The following is a 16,078-nucleotide window of genomic DNA, read 5'->3' on the forward strand; positions in this document are numbered from 1 at the left end:
CCCGGGCATCACCTCAACGGACAGTTGCGGATGCCCGGGTTTCGGCTCAGGCGGCCTGCTCTCTCAGCTCCCGGCGCAATATCTTGCCGACATTGGTTTTGGGCAATTCGTCGCGGAATTCTATCACCTTAGGCACCTTATAGGCAGTGAGATGTTGCCGGCAATGCCTGATCAGTGCTTTTTCATCCAGCTCCCCGCCCGGTTTCTTCACCACCACCAGCTTGACCATCTCGCCGGTCTCCTTGTGGGGCACGCCCACCGCCGCCGCCTCCAGCACACTTCTATGCAGCATGGCCACCTCCTCGACTTCGTTGGGGAAAACGTTGAACCCCGACACCAGTATCATGTCCTTCTTGCGGTCCACGATTTTCAGGAAGCCCTGCTCGTCCATGGTGGCGATGTCGCCGGTGCGCAGCCAGCCGTCGTGGAAGCTGCCGTCGTCGGCACTATTCTGTCCCCAGTAGCCGCCCATCACCTGGGGGCCTTTCACCTCCATCTCGCCGGGAGTATGGCTCAGGCTAATCACCTCACCGTTATCGTCCACCAGCCGCACTTCGGTGGAGCAGACCGGCAGGCCGATGGAGCCGTTGTAGCCGTCCATGTCGTAGGGACAGACGGTCACCAGCGGCGAACACTCGGTCAGGCCATAACCTTCCAGCAACTTGCTGCCGGTAATCGCCTGCCATTGCTCGGCCACCGCCCGCTGCACCGACATGCCGCCGCCGATGGTCAGCTTCAGGCTGCCGAAGTCGTGGCCCTGGAAGTCCGGGTTGTTCACCAGGGCGTTGAACAGGGTGTTGACCCCGGTCAGGCAGGTGGAATCGAAGCCCTTGAGCGCCTTGACGAAGCCGGGAATGTCCCGCGGGTTGGTGATCAGCAGATTCTGGGCGCCCAGGCGCAGGAACAGCAGGCCGTTCACCGTGAGCGCGAACACATGGTAAAGCGGCAGGGCGGTCACCACCCGCTCCGCCCCGGGGGCCAGCACGGGGCCATAGACCCCCAGGCACTGCTCCACATTGGCCAGCATGTTGCGGTGGCTGAGCATGGCCCCCTTGGACAACCCTGTGGTACCGCCGGTGTACTGCAGAAAGGCCAGGGCGTCGCCGGAGAGCTCGGGCCGGCGGTAGTCCATGTCCCTGCCCTTGGCCATGGCCTCCTTGTAACCGACATAGGCCGGCAGACGGTGGCGGGGCACCATCTTCTTGATGTGCTTGACCACGAAGTTCAGCACGCTTCCCTTCACCAGCCCCAGGTGATCCCCCATCCGGGTCAGGATCACCTGCTCCACCGCCGTCTGCTTGATGGCCTTGTCCAGGGTATGGGCGAAGTTTTCCACTATGACGATGGCGCGAGCGCCGGAGTCCCGCAGCTGGTGCTCGAGCTCGCGCGCGGTGTAAAGCGGGTTGACGTTGACCACCACCAGGCCGGCGCGCAGGGCCCCGAACAGACAGACCGGATACTGCAACAGGTTGGGCATCATCAGCGCGATGCGCTCGCCGGGCGCCAGCCCCAGCCCCTGTTGCAGGTAGGCGGCAAAGTCCCGGGACAGGCGGTCCAGTTCACCGTAACTGATGATCTTGCCGAAATTGCTGTAGGCCGGCTTGTCGGCATAGGCCGCCACGCTCTGTTCGAACATCTCCATCAGGGAGGCGAAGCAGTCCGCGTCGATATCGGCGGGCACGTCCGCCGGGTAGCGGTGCAACCAGGGTTTGTCGGATAAGGGAGCCGGCTGAACGCCGGACGGGATCTGTTCCATATCAGTCTCCTGCGACAGGGGAATAACTTTAAATCATCCGTTTAAAGTTTTAGCTCTAAAAATTTACCTGCGCATTCCAATAAAAACAACGAAATTTTAACAAGGGTGTGATGAAACCAAGGTCAGCGGCGTCGATGATGCCAGTGCCGGATCTGGCGCTGCTGCTTGCGCTGCCGACGCCGGCGGTACAGCAGCGCCCGGTGATAGGGTCGTTGCGGGTAAAGCAGCTGGGACTCTTCCTGCTCCTCCTGCTGCGGTTCTGGTAAGTTTGCCACCCGGGCTCCTGTTACCGACCCGGCAGTTTCTGCCAGGTGACCTTGTCTCTCAGATAGACGGGGCTGGCCTCGGCGGCACTGACCCCCTCCCCGGCCTGCAACGCCCGCAATGCCCCGGGCAGCATATCGCGCGCCTCGGGGAAGGGCACCGACTCGCACCCTTGTTCAACCCGTGCTGCCAGTTCAGGATAGGTGACAAAGCCGCTGCCGGCACCCTGCTCCCAGGACGAGGCCGTGCCCGCCAGGTAGTCGGCCGGAGCCAGTACCTGCTCTTCCTCCTCGATCACCATGACGCCCTGGTGCAGGCGAAAGCCACCCACATAGATTTCCCCCATGCGGGCGTCGATCGCCGTCAGCACCCGCTCGCACCCGCTCAGCCGGTGCGCGCCCTGGGCCAGGGCCTGCAGGTTGGAAACCCCGAACAACGGCAGATCGGCGCCGAAGGCCAGGCCCTGGGCGATGCCTAGGGTGATGCGCACCCCGGTGAAGGAGCCCGGTCCCCGGCCGAACGCCAGGCCGTCCAGTTGGCCAAGGCTGAGCTCCCCCTCGGCCAGCAGCTCGGCCACCATCGGCAGGATCAGATCCGTGTGTCCCCGGGGGGCGACCTGGTAGCGGCAGAGCACTTCGCCCTGCTGCCAGAGCGCGGCAGAGCAGGCTTCGGTGGCGGTGTCGATGGCCAGTAGTCGGGTCATGCTGTCTGTTACTCCAAGGTTGATAGAAATTCGGCCACCCGCTCCAGGGAACGGGTGCGCGGCATGGCCGGCAGGCTGGCGATAAAATCGGCGCCGTAGGCCCGGTTGACCAGGCGCCCGTCGGTGATCACCAGCACGCCCTTGTCCTGCACATCCCGGATCAGCCGCCCCACCCCCTGCTTGAGGGTGATGATGGCCTTGGGCAGCTGGACCCTGGCGAAACCGTCTTCGCCCCGACGGCGGCAATCCTCCAGCCGGGCGCTGAGCAGGGGATCGTCCGGCGCGCTGAACGGCAGCTTGTCGATCACCACGCACTGCAGGGCGTTGCCACGTACGTCTATGCCTTCCCAGAAGCTGCCGGTGGCCACCAGCACCGCCCGGCCGTCCTGGCTGAACTGCTCCAGCAGGCGGACCTTGTTGTCCTCTCCCTGCACCAGCACGGTCCGGTCGAGCCGGGCGCGCAGCACTTCGGCCACCTCGTTCATCACCTGGTAGCTGGTACAGAGGAAGAAACTGCCCCCGGGCACCCGGGCCAGGGTGTCGACCAGGGTATTGGCCAGTACCCGTCCGCGCCCGGGACCATTGGTTTCCGGCAGATAGCGGGGCACGCACAGGCGGGACTGGCGAGAGTAATCAAAAGGGCTGTCCAATTGCAAGGTGCGGCAGTGTTCGAGCCCGAGATCGGCGCAAAAATGGGCGAAACTGTCGCCTACCGCCAGGGTGGCGGAGGTAAAGACCCAACTGACCTCGTCCTTGGCCAGTTCGGTCGCGAAGCGATCCGCCACCGACAGCGGGGTCTTGTGGAAACTGATATGCAGCCGGCTGGTATCAAACCAGTAGGAATAACCGTTCTCCTCGACCCGGGTCACCGAGTCCAGTTGGGTGCGCAGACCGATCAGCCGCTCGAAGCACTGGCTGAGCTGCTCACCCCGGCCCAGGCACAGCTTGAGCACCTCGTAGGTAAACTCCAGGCTTTCGAGCAGCCGGGCCAGGGCCTGCGCCACTTCGGGCCGTGCCAGCATGGGCCTCAGCTGGCCACGCCCCGAGTCCAACCCCACACTGAGCCGCAGATCCTGGGCGCAACGTTCCAGTTGGTCCGCCGCCTTGCCCAGCTGCGCCATATCCCTGGCCTCCACCTTCTGGGCCAGCCGCAGATCCCGGGCCAGCTCCACGAACTGGCGGCTGGACTGGCTCTGGCCGAAATACTGGCCGGCGATCTCCGGCAGTTGATGGGCCTCGTCCAGGATATAGGCCTGGGCCTCGGGGATCAGTTGGCCGAAGCCGGTGTCGCGTACAGCCATATCGGCGAAGAACAGGTGATGGTTGACCACCACCACCTGGGCTTCCATCGCCCGGGCCCGGGCCTTGACCAGGTAGCAGTCCTGATAATGGCCGCAGTCGCGGCCCAGGCAATTGTCGTTGGTGCTGGTCACCAGGGGCAGGATTTCGCTGCGCTCGGGCAGGCCCGGGATATCGCCGATATCACCGCTGGTGGTCAGCGGGGCAAAGCGTCTGACCTTGTGCAGATCGGCCAGCCCCTCGGCCGACAGCGCAGGCACGGCGTCGTTCAGCAGGCCCAGCCGCTCCAGGCAGATATAGTTGGCCCGCCCCTTGAGCAGCGCCACCGGATGGTGATAGTCCATGGCCTTGACCAGGGTGGGCAAATCCCGGTGGAACAGCTGCTCCTGCAGGTTGCGCGAGCCGGTACTCAGCACCACCTTCTTGCCGGCCGCCAGCACCGGCGCCAGGTAGGCATAAGTCTTGCCGGTACCTGTGCCCGCCTCCACCACCAGAGGGACCTTGTCGTCCAGGGCCCGGGCCACCGCCGCCGCCATGGCTACCTGGGCCGCCCTGGGGGTAAAGCCGTCGATGGCCAGGGCCAGGGGGCCCTGCTCGGCAAAAAGAGATGAACTGTCGTGCGCTTCCACGGGCAAGCTGTATCCGCTGGCAAAAAACCGATGATAGCAAAATAGCGCGGCGACGGGCAGGTTCCAGTGCCTGCCCTGACACCGGCGGGAGGCGTTCAGGGGCCCCGGCCTTCTCCCCGATGTCGCCGGCGCCAGGTCGCTGGGGGCAGCCCGAAGGCGCGTTTGAAAGCCCGGCTGAAGGCCGCTTCGGAATCGTAACCCGCGTCGAGGGCGATACGGACGAGAGGCAAGGTGGACTCCGCCAGTTGCCGGGCAGCCCCCTGCATCCGCCAGCGGGCCAGGTAGCGCATCGGCGGCTCGCCCAGCAACATCCGGAACCGCTCGGCGAAGGCCGAGCGCGACAGCCCCGCCTCCCGCGCCAGCAGCGTCGTGGTCCAGCGCTGGCCCGGGCGGCCATGCAGCAGCCCCAGGGCCCGGCCGACCACGGGATCCCGCAGTCCCGCCAGCCACCCCTGGTGGGGCTGCGGCTGCGCCCGCAGCCAGCCGTTGACCGCCTCGATAAACAGCAGCTCCGCCAGCCGGGCCAGCATGGCCGGGGACTCCAGCCGGCCGCTCGCCAGTTGCCGGGCGGCGAACTGCAGGGAACTCTCGATCCAGTCCCCGGTGGCCGCGTCCACCACCCTGAGCACCAGCACCGCCGGCAGCAGCGGCAGCAAAGGCTCCCCCGGCCCATCGCAGCCGAGAAAGCCGCAGAGGATCCGGGTCCGTGCGCCTTCGCCCCCGTAGCGGATGGAGGACAGGCTCTGCCCTGCCCCGGCCGGCCGGATCAGGCCGTCGGCATCCATCGCCGGCAGCGTCAGGTCGCTGCCCAGGCGGTGCTCGTCGTTGTGGGGCAACAGCACCAGGTGGCCGCGGCTCAGGCTGACCGGCGCCCGGCCGGCCAGCTGCAGTTGCAGCTGGCCCTCGGTCACGTAGTGGTAGGCGATAAGATGGCGGGGCGTGGCGGAAAACGGATGGCAGTCCTCCGGCCCGACCCGGGCGACGACGCACCAGGGCGCGCCGAATTGCGCATCGAGAAAGAGGCCGCCACTCAGGTGCAGGCCATGCACTATGTCGGAAATGGGATCCATGGACGGCTCCGAAGGGTCGGCGGATCGGGCAAAAGTCCCGGCGCCCCGCGCATTGTTCAGGCGGTGCCCCGCGCCTAATCTTAGCACAGGAGAGCCGGGGGCCCGCGCAGGCGGCCCTGGCTCGGTCAGCTTCGCTTACCGGGAGTCCAACCATGAAGCTCAGCGATCAGCAAGGCAATACCCTCAGCGGCGCCTCGGCGGAGGCCGTCGTCCTGTTCGACCAGGCCGTGACCGCGTTCAACCTCTACCGGGGGGATCCCATCGGCCTGCTCGACCGCGCCCTCGAACTCGCGCCCGACTTCGCCATGGCCGCCATCATGAAGGCGCATATCCTGGCCGGAGCCACCGAGCCGGCGGCCTCGCGCGAGGCCGCCACCCTGGTCCGGCGTCTCGGCGCCATGCGCCTCAACGAACGCGAGGCTTCCCACCTCGGCGCCCTCGGGCTCCTGCTCGACGGACGCTGGACGGCCGCGGCAATCGCCCTCGAGCGGCACAGCATCGACCACCCCAGGGACATGGTGGCGCTGCAATGCGGTCACCTGCTGGACTTCTATCGCGCCAACGCCCGGGCGCTGCGCGATCGGCTGGCCCGCGCCCTGCCCTGCTGGTCGTCCGAGCTGCCGGGCTATTCCGTCCTGCTCGGCATGCATGCCTTCGGGCTGGAGGAGTGCGGTGACTATGGCCGGGCCGAGGAGCGGGGACGGCAGGCCCTGGCGCTGGAGCCCCTCGACTGCTGGGCCCACCACGCCGTGGCCCATGTGATGGAGATGCAGGGCCGGCCCGAAGACGGCATCGGCTGGATGCAGAGCCGGGAATCCTGCTGGTCGGGGGATGACAACTTCTTCAAGGTGCACAACTGGTGGCACCGGGCGCTGTGCCACCTGGAGCTGGGTCAGCCCGACCAAGCCCTGGCGCTCTATGACGGGCCGGTGCGCGAGGGACAGAGCACGGTCGCGCTGGATCTGGTCGACGCCACGGCCTTGTTGTGGCGGCTGCAACTGGCCGGCCTGGAGCCGGGCGCGCGCTGGCAGGAGCTGGCCGAGGTGTGGGAGCAGCACGCCGACGGCAGGCTTTATCCCTTCAACGACTGGCACGCAGCCATGGCCTACCTGGGCGCGGGGCAAGAGCAGAAGCTCGCCCAGCTGCTGGCCCGGTACCAGGCCAACGAGGACGGCGAAACCGCGACCTGGGCCCGGGAAACCGGCCGGCCGCTGATCGAGGGCTTCGTCGCCTTCCGGCACGGGGACTACCCGCTGGTGGTGGAGCTGCTCTACGGTGCGCGCCATATCGTCAACCGCTTCGGCGGCAGCCACGCCCAGCGGGACATCATCGATCTGACCCTGGCCGAGGCGGCCCTGCGCGGCGGCCAGACCCGGCTGAGCAAAGCGCTGGCCCGGGAGCGCCTGGCGCTCAAGCCCCACAGCGGCATCAACCGCAGCCTGCTGGCGAGAAGCCGCACGGCCTTATCCTGACCCACGACGGGGCGGAGCCTGCCCCGGGAGGCAACGATGAAACACCTGGCCATGGTCGTGCGCGAAGACGCCTACGACAAGCTGCTGACGCCCCTCACCTTCGCCTATACCCAGGCAGTGCAAGGGGTAGAGGTGGACATGCTGTTCGTGCTCTGGGCGGTGCGGGTACTGACCCCGGCGGGGGCGGCATCGCGCCGCATCGAGGGGGCCCACGCCGCCGACGCCGGCTGGCTGCGCGCCCGCCTGGCGGCGGACGGCGAGCCCACCGAGATCGCCGATTTCCTGCAACTGCTGGCCGACACCGGACGGGTGCGGCTCTACGGCTGCCGCTACGCGGCCCAGACCTTCGAGGTGGCGCCGGCCGAGCTGATGCCGGCGGCCACGGGCATCGTCGATCCGGGCTGGTTCCTCTCCGAAAAGGCGCTGAAGGCGGATCACTGCCAGTATTTCTGAGCGGCGTCTTGGCCGCGCGGGCTAGGGCGGCAGCGGCAGGGCAGTGCCGGGAACCTGGATGTACTCGAACCAGCGCCGGCTGGCGGGCCCGGCGCCGAGGCGCTCGAGCGCCAGGGGCACATGGAGGCCGATACCGATGAAGGGGTGCCGCCTGGGCTCGTCGAAAAAGTCGCGATCCCGCTCGGCAAAACCGCGGCTGCCGTAGCCCGCCTGCAGTTCTACCCACCGCAGCGCGTTTCCCTGGGCACCCCAGGCGTTTAGGGGAAAGGCCAGCAGCCAGCGCGAGCCCGAATAATCGGTGAAAATATCATGGTGCCGGCCCCGGCGCACGATGGGGGACGGCCAGTATTCCCAGCGGAACTGCACCCGCTCGCGCCAGGCCGGATGCCGCTGGCGCAGATATTCCAGCCCCACCCCGGCCAGGTTGACCACCTGATCTTCCCAGCTGAAGCCGTGCTCGGGAGAAAAGCCGTCGCCCAGCTCGACCGTGGTAGTCAGCAGCAGGCCGCTGAAGGCGCCCAGCCGGGCCGCCTCGGCATCGTCGTAGCCCCAGCGGCGATAGAGGGCGGCGGCCAGCGCCGTGGTCGCGGTGCCGGCATAGGCATGGCCCAGCTTGTCGGCGCCGCCGTGCTCGGTGTCGCGGCCGAACCAGCCCTCGTTTTGGGTGCCGAAGCTCGACTCCCCCCAGTCCCACACCGCCATGCCGTAGGCGGTGACCCCGCCCACTATCGCCAGGTTGAGCGCCCAGGTTTTCTGCTCCCGCGACCAACCATGAGTCTCGCCGCCCGGCTCCCGGGCCATGGCCAGCGGTGCCATCAGCAGCAAGGCTATCGACAGCACACTCGACTTGAACAACATGGGGGCTCCTTGCAGCGGAAACAGCATCCTCCTAAGTGTAGCGAGTCGGGCCCGGGGCGCCCTTGTCATCATTGCCATGGCGCTTGCTGGTGCCATTCAGCGCAGCCAGGGAGGTGAACGCAATTCAATATTCAACGCTACCAGTGCACATTACTGCGGAATAAAATCACTTTTAATAATAAAAATATGGAGCTTATCTCCAAAACTTTCTCCCCGAGGCCCTGCCCCGCCCGCCGCCCGCCGCCCTGCTCCGCCAAGTTTCTCAGGCGTCGGGGTTGGCAAAGCCCGCCCGGCTTGCTATGGTGAGCCCAGACCATTAGAGAGATTCAGGTTACGCCTTTATATGAACTTCCTGCACAACGCCAAGCATCATCATCATCCCGACTAGTCTTTCAGGATATCTATTCTGGAAGACCTTGCGCTTGGCGGCTTCCAGCAGGACAGAAATACCAGACCCTCGGAAGCTACCCTTCCGGGGGTTTTTCGTTTTACGGCTTTACGGTTTATCACAAGGAACACAGCACATGACATTGGATCAGAATCGCCTTCGCATCGCCCTTCAGAAATCCGGCCGCCTCAGCACCGACTGCCAGCAGTTGCTGAAAGGCTGCGGCGTCAAGCTCAACCTGCGCGAGCAGCGCCTGATCGCCCACGCCGAAAACATGCCCCTCGACCTGCTGCGGGTGCGGGACGACGATATCCCCGGCCTGGTGATGGACGGCGTGGTCGATCTCGGCATCGTCGGCGAGAACGTGCTGGAAGAAACCGTGATGGAGCGCCAGGCCACCGGCCAGTCCGCCGAGTACAGCGTGCTCAAGCGGCTCGACTTCGGCGGCTGCCGGCTGTCGCTGGCGGTCTCCGAAGAGTTCGACTATCAGGGCCCCAAGAGCCTGGAAGGCAAGCGTATCGCCACCTCCTACCCCTGGCTGCTGAAGCGCTACATGGACAGCCAGGGCGTCAAGTTCAAGAGCGTGATGCTGAACGGCTCGGTGGAAGTGGCGCCCCGCGCCGGCCTGGCCGACGCCATCTGCGACCTGGTGTCCACCGGCGCCACCCTGGAGGCCAACGGCCTGGTGGAAACCGACGTCATCTACCGCTCCAAGGCGGTATTGATCCAGAGCGCCAATCCCCTGGCCGCCAACAAGCAGAAGGTTATCGACAAGCTGCTGCCCCGCATCCAGGGCCTGCAGCAGGCACGGGAAAGCAAGTACATCATGCTGCACGCGCCCCAGGACAAGCTGGAGGAGGTGATCGCCCTGATGCCCGGCGCCGAGCGCCCCACCATCATGCAGCTGGCCGGCGAAACCAAGCAGGTGGCCATCCATGTGGTCAGCACCGAAGATTTGTTCTGGGAAACCATGGAAGGCCTCAAGGCCCTGGGCGCCTCTTCCATCCTGGTGCTGCCCATCGAGAAGATGATGGAGTAAGCCATGCAAACCTTCGACTGGAACCGACTGAGCACGCAAGAGCAGGCCGACGCCCTGCGCCGCCCCGCCCTGGCCCAGGGCGGGCGTGACGCCCAGGTCGCCGCCATCATCGGCCAGGTGCGCGCCGGCGGCGATGCCGCCCTGCGGGAACTGACCCGCACCCTGGACAAGGTGGAACTCGAGCGCCTGCAGCTGACCGACGAGGACATCGCGGCCGCCGGCAGCCGGGTGAGCGAGGAGCTGAAAGCCGCCATCGAGCTGGCCATCGACAATATCGAGGCCTTCCACCGGGCCCAGCTCCCCGCCCCCGTGGTGCTGGACACCCAACCGGGGGTGCGCTGCGAGCTGCACTACCAGCCCATCGAAAAGGTCGGCCTCTATGTGCCCGGCGGCAGCGCGCCCCTGGTGTCCACCGTGATGATGCTGGCCATCCCGGCCAGGCTCGCCGGCTGCGAGCGGGTGGTGCTGTGCTCGCCGCCGCCGGTGAACGACGCCATCGTCTATACCGCCCGGCGCTGCGGCGTGGACGCCATCTATAGCCTGGGCGGCGCCCAGGCGGTGGCCGCCCTGGCCTACGGCACCGAGACGGTGACCAAGGTGGACAAGATCTTCGGCCCGGGCAATGCCTGGGTGACCGAGGCCAAGGGCCAGGTGTCCGGTGATGTGGACGGGGCCGCCATCGACATGCCCGCCGGCCCCTCGGAGGTGCTGGTGATCGCCGACGAGTCCGCCGACGCCGCCTTTATCGCCTCGGATCTGCTGTCCCAGGCCGAGCACGGCCCCGACTCCCAGGTGATACTGGTCACCCCCAGCCGCGTCCTGGCCGAGCGGGTAGATGCCGCCCTGGCCGAGCAGCTGGCCAGCCTGTCCCGGGCCGACATCGCCCGCCGGGCCCTGGCCGAGAGCCGCACCTTTATCTGCGACGATCTGGCCCAGGCCGCCGCCATCTCCAACGCCTATGCGCCCGAGCACCTCATAGTGCAGACCGAAGACCCGCGTGCCCTGCTGCCCAAACTCAGGAACGCGGGCTCCATCTTCCTCGGCGCCTGGACCCCGGAGTCGGTGGGCGATTACGCCAGCGGCACCAACCACACCCTGCCCACCTACGGCTATGCCCGCACCTGCTCCAGCCTGGGGCTGGCCGACTACCAGCGCCGCTACACGGTGCAGGAGCTGAGCCCGGCGGGGCTGCAAGCCATAGGCCCGGCGGTGGAGCTGCTCGCCGCCACCGAAACCCTGGATGCCCACAAAAACGCGGTCAGCCTGCGGCTGGCCAAACTGGAGAAACAACAATGAGCCTCACCCAACTGGCCCGTGCCCAGGTTCAGGCGCTCACCCCCTACCAGTCCGCCCGCCGCATCGGCGGCCAGGGCCATATCTGGTTGAACGCCAACGAAGCGGCCGACAGCGGCCAGTTCACCCTGGACTGCTCGCGCCTGAACCGCTACCCCGAGTGCCAGCCGCCCGGGGTGATCAACGGCTACGCCGCCTACGCCGGCGTGGCCCCCGAGCAGGTGCTGGTCAGCCGCGGCGGTGACGAGGGCATAGAGCTGCTGATCCGCACCTTCTGCGAGCCGGGCCGGGACAAGATCATCATCTGCACCCCCACCTACGGCATGTACGCCATCAGCGCCGAGACCAACGGCGTGGGCATCATCGACGTGCCGCTGCAGGCGAGCCGCCAGCCCGACTTCGACGGCATCATCGACCGCCTCGGCGAGGCCAAGCTGGTGTTCCTGTGCTCGCCCAACAACCCGACCGGCGATCTGGTGGAGCAGGGCGGCCTTCTCCGCCTGCTCGAGGCCGCCCGCGGCCGCGCCCTGGTGGTGGTGGACGAGGCCTATATCGAATTCTGCCCCGAGCACAGCCAGGCCGGCCTGCTGGCCGACCACCCGGAGCTGGTGCTTATCCGCACCCTGTCCAAGGCCTTCGGCCTGGCCGGCATCCGCTGCGGCTTCACCCTGGCCAACCCGGAAGTGGTGGGCCTGCTGCTCAAGGTCATCGCCCCCTACCCCATCCCCGAGCCGGTGGCCCAGATCGCCGCCCAGGCCCTCAGCGAGGACGGCCTTACGCGGATGCGCGCGCGGGTGGCGGAGATCAACCGGCTCAAGGCGGAATTGGCGGCGCAACTCGCCGGCAGCGCCCAGGTCAAGGAAGTGTTCGCCCCCAACGGCAACTACCTGCTGGTGCGCTTCACCCCCGGCAGCGCCGTCTTTGCCCGCATGAGCAGGGCGGGTATCATACTGCGTGATTTTTCCAGCAAGCCGGGGCTTGCCGACTGCATTCGTATCACCATCGGCGATCAAGCCGAAATGGACGCGGTACTGGCCGTACTGCAACAGGAGCAATAAGTGACTAAGGAACGTATTTTATTCATCGACCGCGACGGCACCATGGTGGAAGAGCCGCCGGTCGACAAACAGCTGGACCGGCTCGACAAACTGGCCTTCCTGCCCGGCATGATCCCCGCCCTGCTCAAGCTGCAGGACGCGGGCTACCGGCTGGTGATGGTCACCAACCAGGACGGCCTGGGCACCGACAGCTTCCCTAAAGAAGACTTCGACGCCCCCCACAACCTGATGATGCAGATCCTGACCTCCCAGGGCGTCAAATTCGACGACATCCTGATCTGCCCCCATTTCCAGCACGACGACTGCGCCTGCCGCAAGCCGCGCCTGGGGTTGGTCAAAGACTACCTGCAAGGCGGCCGCATCGACTTCACCGACTCCTGGGTGATCGGCGATCGCATCACCGACATGCAACTGGCCGAGAACATGGGCCTGCCCGGCCTGCACTACGGCCACCACGACCTGGGCTGGGCCGAGATAGTCGCGCGCCTTCTGAGCCGCGGCCGCACCGCCGAGGTGACCCGCACCACCAAGGAAACCGACATCCGCATCAAGCTGGATCTGGACCAGAGCGGCGGCAACAAGATCCACACCGGGCTCGGCTTCTTCGACCACATGCTGGATCAGATCGCCACCCACGCCGGCTTCCACCTGGAAGTGGCGGTCGAGGGCGACCTGCACATCGACGATCACCACACGGTAGAAGACACCGCCCTGGCCCTGGGCGAGGCGCTGCGCAAGGCGCTCGGCAACAAACGCGGCATCGGCCGCTTCGGTTTCGTGCTGCCGATGGACGAGTGCGAGGCCGCCATCACCCTGGACCTGTCCGGCCGCCCCTATCTGGTGTTCGAGGCCGAGTTCCACCGGGACAGCGTGGGCGACATGGCGGTGGAGATGGTGCCCCACTTCTTCCGCTCACTCAGCGACAGCCTGGCCGCCAACATCCACCTGCGGGTGACCGGCGACAATACCCACCACATGGTGGAAAGCCTGTTCAAGGGCTTCGGCCGGGCCCTGCGCCAGGCCATCCGGGTGGAAGGCGATGATCTGCCGTCGAGCAAGGGGGTACTGTGAAGGTCGTCATTATCGATACCGGCTGCGCCAACCTGTCTTCCGTGCGCTACGCCATCGAGCGCCTGGGCTACCAGGTACAGGTGAGCAAGGATCCGCAGGTGGTGCTGGCCGCCGACAAGCTGTTCCTGCCCGGCGTAGGCACCGCCCGCGAGGCGATGAAGAACCTGAAGGCGCGCAACCTGATCGAACTTGTCAACCGGTTGCAGCAGCCGGTGCTCGGCATCTGCCTCGGCATGCAGATGCTGGTCAACCGCTCCGAAGAGGGCGACGTCGAGTGCCTGGGCAAGATCGACGCCGACTGCACCAAGCTGGTGGGCGGCGACGGTATCCGCCTGCCGCACATGGGTTGGAACCAGATCACCCCCATGCCCGGCCACCCGCTGTTCAAGGACATTCCCGACGGCAGTTTCTTCTACTTCGTGCACTCCTACGCGGTGCCGGTGGGCGAATACACCCTGGCCTCCTGCCGGTATGGCCAGGCCTTCAGCGCCGCCATCGGCCAGGAGAACTTCTTCGGCGTACAATTCCACCCGGAGCGCTCCGGTGCCGCCGGCGCCCAGTTGCTGAAAAACTTCCTGGAGCTGTAACCCATGATTATCCCTGCAATAGATCTGATCGGTGGTAAGGTGGTGCGCCTGTACCAGGGCGACTACCAGCAAAAAACCGAATACACCGCCTCGCCCCAGGAGCGCTTCGACCTCTATGTGGCCGAAGGCGCCAGCCAGCTGCACCTGGTGGATCTGGACGGCGCCAAAAACAGCGACCAGCGCCAGCTTGCCGTGATTAAAAGCCTGATTGAAAACACCGCCGTGCCGGTGCAGATCGGCGGCGGCATCCGCACCGAGCAGGACGTGAAGGACCTGCTCGACATCGGCGCCCAGCGGGTGGTGATCGGCTCCACCGCGGTGAAAAACCCCGAGCTGGTGGCCGGCTGGATCAAGCAGTACGGCCCCGAGCGCATCGTGCTGGCCCTCGACATCAACATCACCCCCGAGGGCGAGAAGAAGATCGCCATCGCCGGCTGGCAACAGGACAGCGGCATCACCATCGAGGCCCTGCTCGAGCACTACCTGCCCGCCGGCCTGTGCCATGTGCTGTGCACCGACATCTCCAAGGACGGCACCCTGTCCGGCTCCAACGTCGCCCTGTACCGGGAGCTGGCCGCCCGCTATCCCACCATCCTCTGGCAGGCCTCCGGCGGCATCGGCAACATCGATGATATCGAGGCGCTCAAGGGCACCGGCGTGGCCGGGGTGATCCTGGGCCGCTCCCTGCTCGAGGGCAAGTTCACCGTCAAGGAGGCCATTGCATGCTGGCAAGACGCATAATCCCCTGCCTGGACGTCAAGGACGGCCAGGTGGTCAAGGGCGTGAAGTTCCGCAACCACGAGATCATCGGCGACATCGTGCCCCTGGCCGAGCGCTACGCCGCCGAGGGCGCCGACGAGCTGGTGTTCTACGACATCACCGCCTCCAGCCAGGAGCGGGTGGTGGACAAGAGCTGGGTCAGCCGGGTGGCGGAGGTGATCGACATCCCCTTCTGCGTGGCCGGCGGCATCAAGTCCATTGAGGACGCGGCCCGCATCCTCGAATTCGGCGCCGACAAGATCTCCATCAACTCCCCGGCCCTGGCCAATCCGGCGCTGATCACCGAGCTGGCGGACACCTTCGGCGTGCAGTGCATAGTAGTAGGCATCGACTCCTACTACGACGAGGCCAGCGGCCAGTATCAGGTGCACCAGTTCACCGGCGACGAGAGCCGCACCCGGGTCACCCAATGGAGCACCTTCGATTGGGTGGAAGAGGTACAGCGGCGCGGCGCGGGCGAAATCGTGCTCAACGTGATGAACCAGGACGGCGTGCGCCAGGGTTACGACATCGAGCAGCTGCTGCGGGTGCGCGCCCTGTGCCAGGTGCCGCTCATCGCCTCCGGCGGCGCCGGCGAGATGGTGCATTTCCGCGATGCCTTCCTCGAGGCGGATGTGGACGGGGCCCTGGCCGCCTCCGTGTTCCACAAGGGCATCATCGACATCGGTGATCTCAAGCAATACCTCAAGCAACAAGGAGTGGTGATCCGTGATTGACGCCAACCAGCTGGACTGGGACAAGGTCGACGGCCTGATGCCCGCCATAGTGCAGGACTGCCACAGCGGCCGGGTGCTGATGCTCGGCTACATGAACCGGGAAGCGCTGGAAAAGACCCAGGCCACCGGCCAGGTCACCTTCTTCAGCCGCACCAAGAACCGGCTCTGGACCAAGGGCGAAACCTCGGGCCATGTACTGCAGCTGCGCGACCTCAGCACCGACTGCGATCAGGACACCCTGCTGGCACTGGTGGAGCCCATCGGCCCCACCTGCCACCTGGGCAATGTGTCCTGCTTCAACGATCAGCAACTGCCGTCCTTGAGCTTTCTCGCCGAGCTGGAGCAGGTGCTGGCCAGCCGCAAGGGCGCGGATCCGGCCACCAGCTACACCGCCAGCCTCTACGCCAAGGGCACCAAGCGCATCGCCCAGAAGGTGGGTGAGGAAGGGGTGGAAACGGCGCTGGCCGCCACGGTGCACGACCACGAAGAGCTGGTCAGCGAGTCCGCCGACCTGCTCTACCACCTCACCGTGCTGCTACAGCAGGAAGGGTTGCAGCTGACCGACGTGGTCAACAAGCTGAAAGCGCGGCATAAGTAAGCCGCCCCCCCTAAAAGGGGTCCTAGTCACTTTTTAATTGACTA

16 protein-coding genes and 1 other annotated feature are annotated in these 16,078 nt (G+C 66.3%); of the genes, 10 read left to right on the top strand and 6 right to left on the bottom strand.

Features of this window, described 5'->3' with window-relative positions:
• Positions 1-46: 46 nt before the first annotated feature.
• The 5 genes from fadD to JKV55_RS08435 form a co-directional block, all read right to left on the bottom strand.
• Positions 47-1,756 carry a long-chain-fatty-acid--CoA ligase FadD gene (gene fadD / locus JKV55_RS08415; protein WP_202084104.1) on the bottom strand — a complete coding sequence of 570 codons (1,710 nt, stop codon included), beginning with the start codon at positions 1,754-1,756 and terminating at the stop codon, positions 47-49.
• Positions 1,757-1,878: 122 nt separating this feature from the next.
• Positions 1,879-2,031, bottom strand: a complete 153-nt coding sequence (locus JKV55_RS08420; protein WP_202084106.1) for a hypothetical protein — start codon at positions 2,029-2,031, stop codon at positions 1,879-1,881.
• An 11-nt stretch (positions 2,032-2,042) separates the two neighbouring features.
• The gene (gene tsaB, locus JKV55_RS08425) at positions 2,043-2,723 is read right to left on the bottom strand and encodes a tRNA (adenosine(37)-N6)-threonylcarbamoyltransferase complex dimerization subunit type 1 TsaB (protein ID WP_202084108.1); all 681 of its coding nucleotides are present in this window, start codon (positions 2,721-2,723) and stop codon (positions 2,043-2,045) included.
• An 8-nt stretch (positions 2,724-2,731) separates the two neighbouring features.
• On the bottom strand, positions 2,732-4,651 hold the full coding sequence (yoaA, locus tag JKV55_RS08430; RefSeq protein ID WP_202084110.1) for a DNA repair helicase YoaA: 1,920 nt from the start codon (positions 4,649-4,651) through the stop codon (positions 2,732-2,734).
• A 95-nt stretch (positions 4,652-4,746) separates the two neighbouring features.
• A complete protein-coding gene (locus JKV55_RS08435; protein ID WP_202084112.1) occupies positions 4,747-5,721 on the bottom strand; it encodes an AraC family transcriptional regulator in 975 nt (324 codons plus the stop codon).
• A gap of 152 nt (positions 5,722-5,873) precedes the next feature.
• Here JKV55_RS08435 and JKV55_RS08440 point away from each other — a divergent pair, with 152 nt between their 5' ends.
• On the top strand, positions 5,874-7,193 hold the full coding sequence (locus JKV55_RS08440) for a tetratricopeptide repeat protein (protein ID WP_202084114.1): 1,320 nt from the start codon (positions 5,874-5,876) through the stop codon (positions 7,191-7,193).
• Positions 7,194-7,229: 36 nt separating this feature from the next.
• Positions 7,230-7,646: a DsrE family protein gene (locus JKV55_RS08445; RefSeq protein WP_202084116.1), complete on the top strand. Its 417-nt coding sequence runs from the start codon at positions 7,230-7,232 to the stop codon at positions 7,644-7,646.
• Positions 7,647-7,667: 21 nt separating this feature from the next.
• Here JKV55_RS08445 and JKV55_RS08450 read toward each other — a convergent pair whose 3' ends face one another.
• Positions 7,668-8,504 carry a DUF2279 domain-containing protein gene (locus tag JKV55_RS08450; RefSeq protein WP_202084118.1) on the bottom strand — a complete coding sequence of 279 codons (837 nt, stop codon included), beginning with the start codon at positions 8,502-8,504 and terminating at the stop codon, positions 7,668-7,670.
• 363 nt (positions 8,505-8,867) lie between these two features.
• Positions 8,868-8,992: a sequence feature (His leader region), on the top strand.
• Between the two features lie 42 nt (positions 8,993-9,034).
• Between JKV55_RS08450 and hisG the strand changes: the two genes are divergently transcribed.
• Genes hisG through hisIE form a run of 8 tightly spaced genes read left to right on the top strand, consistent with a single transcriptional unit; the run spans position 9,035 to position 16,034 of the window.
• Positions 9,035-9,931 carry an ATP phosphoribosyltransferase gene (hisG, locus tag JKV55_RS08455; RefSeq protein ID WP_237332769.1) on the top strand — a complete coding sequence of 299 codons (897 nt, stop codon included), beginning with the start codon at positions 9,035-9,037 and terminating at the stop codon, positions 9,929-9,931.
• Positions 9,932-9,934: 3 nt separating this feature from the next.
• Complete coding sequence (gene hisD / locus JKV55_RS08460) at positions 9,935-11,227, top strand: histidinol dehydrogenase (protein ID WP_202084122.1); 1,293 nt, start codon at positions 9,935-9,937, stop codon at positions 11,225-11,227.
• Positions 11,224-12,282 carry a histidinol-phosphate transaminase gene (gene hisC / locus JKV55_RS08465; protein ID WP_202084124.1) on the top strand — a complete coding sequence of 353 codons (1,059 nt, stop codon included), beginning with the start codon at positions 11,224-11,226 and terminating at the stop codon, positions 12,280-12,282. Before hisD ends, hisC begins: the two co-directional genes overlap by 4 nt.
• On the top strand, positions 12,283-13,353 hold the full coding sequence (gene hisB, locus JKV55_RS08470; protein ID WP_202084126.1) for a bifunctional histidinol-phosphatase/imidazoleglycerol-phosphate dehydratase HisB: 1,071 nt from the start codon (positions 12,283-12,285) through the stop codon (positions 13,351-13,353).
• Entirely contained in the window at positions 13,350-13,940 is a 591-nt protein-coding gene (hisH, locus tag JKV55_RS08475; protein WP_202084128.1) for an imidazole glycerol phosphate synthase subunit HisH, read from the top strand. The genes hisB and hisH overlap by 4 nt, the downstream gene beginning before the upstream one ends.
• Positions 13,941-13,943: 3 nt before the next feature.
• Entirely contained in the window at positions 13,944-14,681 is a 738-nt protein-coding gene (gene hisA / locus JKV55_RS08480; protein ID WP_202084130.1) for a 1-(5-phosphoribosyl)-5-[(5-phosphoribosylamino)methylideneamino]imidazole-4-carboxamide isomerase, read from the top strand.
• Positions 14,663-15,436: an imidazole glycerol phosphate synthase subunit HisF gene (gene hisF, locus JKV55_RS08485; protein WP_202084132.1), complete on the top strand. Its 774-nt coding sequence runs from the start codon at positions 14,663-14,665 to the stop codon at positions 15,434-15,436. Before hisA ends, hisF begins: the two co-directional genes overlap by 19 nt.
• Positions 15,429-16,034 (top strand): bifunctional phosphoribosyl-AMP cyclohydrolase/phosphoribosyl-ATP diphosphatase HisIE, encoded by a 606-nt coding sequence (gene hisIE / locus JKV55_RS08490; RefSeq protein WP_202084133.1) that lies wholly within the window; start codon positions 15,429-15,431, stop codon positions 16,032-16,034. The genes hisF and hisIE overlap by 8 nt, the downstream gene beginning before the upstream one ends.
• The last annotated feature ends 44 nt before the right edge of the window (positions 16,035-16,078 follow it).

It is taken from the genome of Zobellella iuensis (assembly GCF_016746085.1).
Taxonomy (GTDB): Bacteria; Pseudomonadota; Gammaproteobacteria; order Enterobacterales; family Aeromonadaceae; genus Oceanimonas; species Oceanimonas iuensis.

What these genes read in the sequence shown, in the direction of transcription:
- fadD (WP_202084104.1), bottom strand. Translation starts at nt 1,756, where the DNA reads ATGGAACAGATCCCGTCCGGCGTTCAGCCGGCTCCCTTATCCGACAAA.
- tsaB (WP_202084108.1), bottom strand. Translation starts at nt 2,723, where the DNA reads ATGACCCGACTACTGGCCATCGACACCGCCACCGAAGCCTGCTCTGCC.
- JKV55_RS08435 (WP_202084112.1), bottom strand. Translation starts at nt 5,721, where the DNA reads ATGGATCCCATTTCCGACATAGTGCATGGCCTGCACCTGAGTGGCGGC.
- JKV55_RS08440 (WP_202084114.1), top strand. Translation starts at nt 5,874, where the DNA reads ATGAAGCTCAGCGATCAGCAAGGCAATACCCTCAGCGGCGCCTCGGCG.
- JKV55_RS08445 (WP_202084116.1), top strand. Translation starts at nt 7,230, where the DNA reads ATGAAACACCTGGCCATGGTCGTGCGCGAAGACGCCTACGACAAGCTG.
- JKV55_RS08450 (WP_202084118.1), bottom strand. Translation starts at nt 8,504, where the DNA reads ATGTTGTTCAAGTCGAGTGTGCTGTCGATAGCCTTGCTGCTGATGGCA.
- hisD (WP_202084122.1), top strand. Translation starts at nt 9,935, where the DNA reads ATGCAAACCTTCGACTGGAACCGACTGAGCACGCAAGAGCAGGCCGAC.
- hisC (WP_202084124.1), top strand. Translation starts at nt 11,224, where the DNA reads ATGAGCCTCACCCAACTGGCCCGTGCCCAGGTTCAGGCGCTCACCCCC.
- hisA (WP_202084130.1), top strand. Translation starts at nt 13,944, where the DNA reads ATGATTATCCCTGCAATAGATCTGATCGGTGGTAAGGTGGTGCGCCTG.
- hisF (WP_202084132.1), top strand. Translation starts at nt 14,663, where the DNA reads ATGCTGGCAAGACGCATAATCCCCTGCCTGGACGTCAAGGACGGCCAG.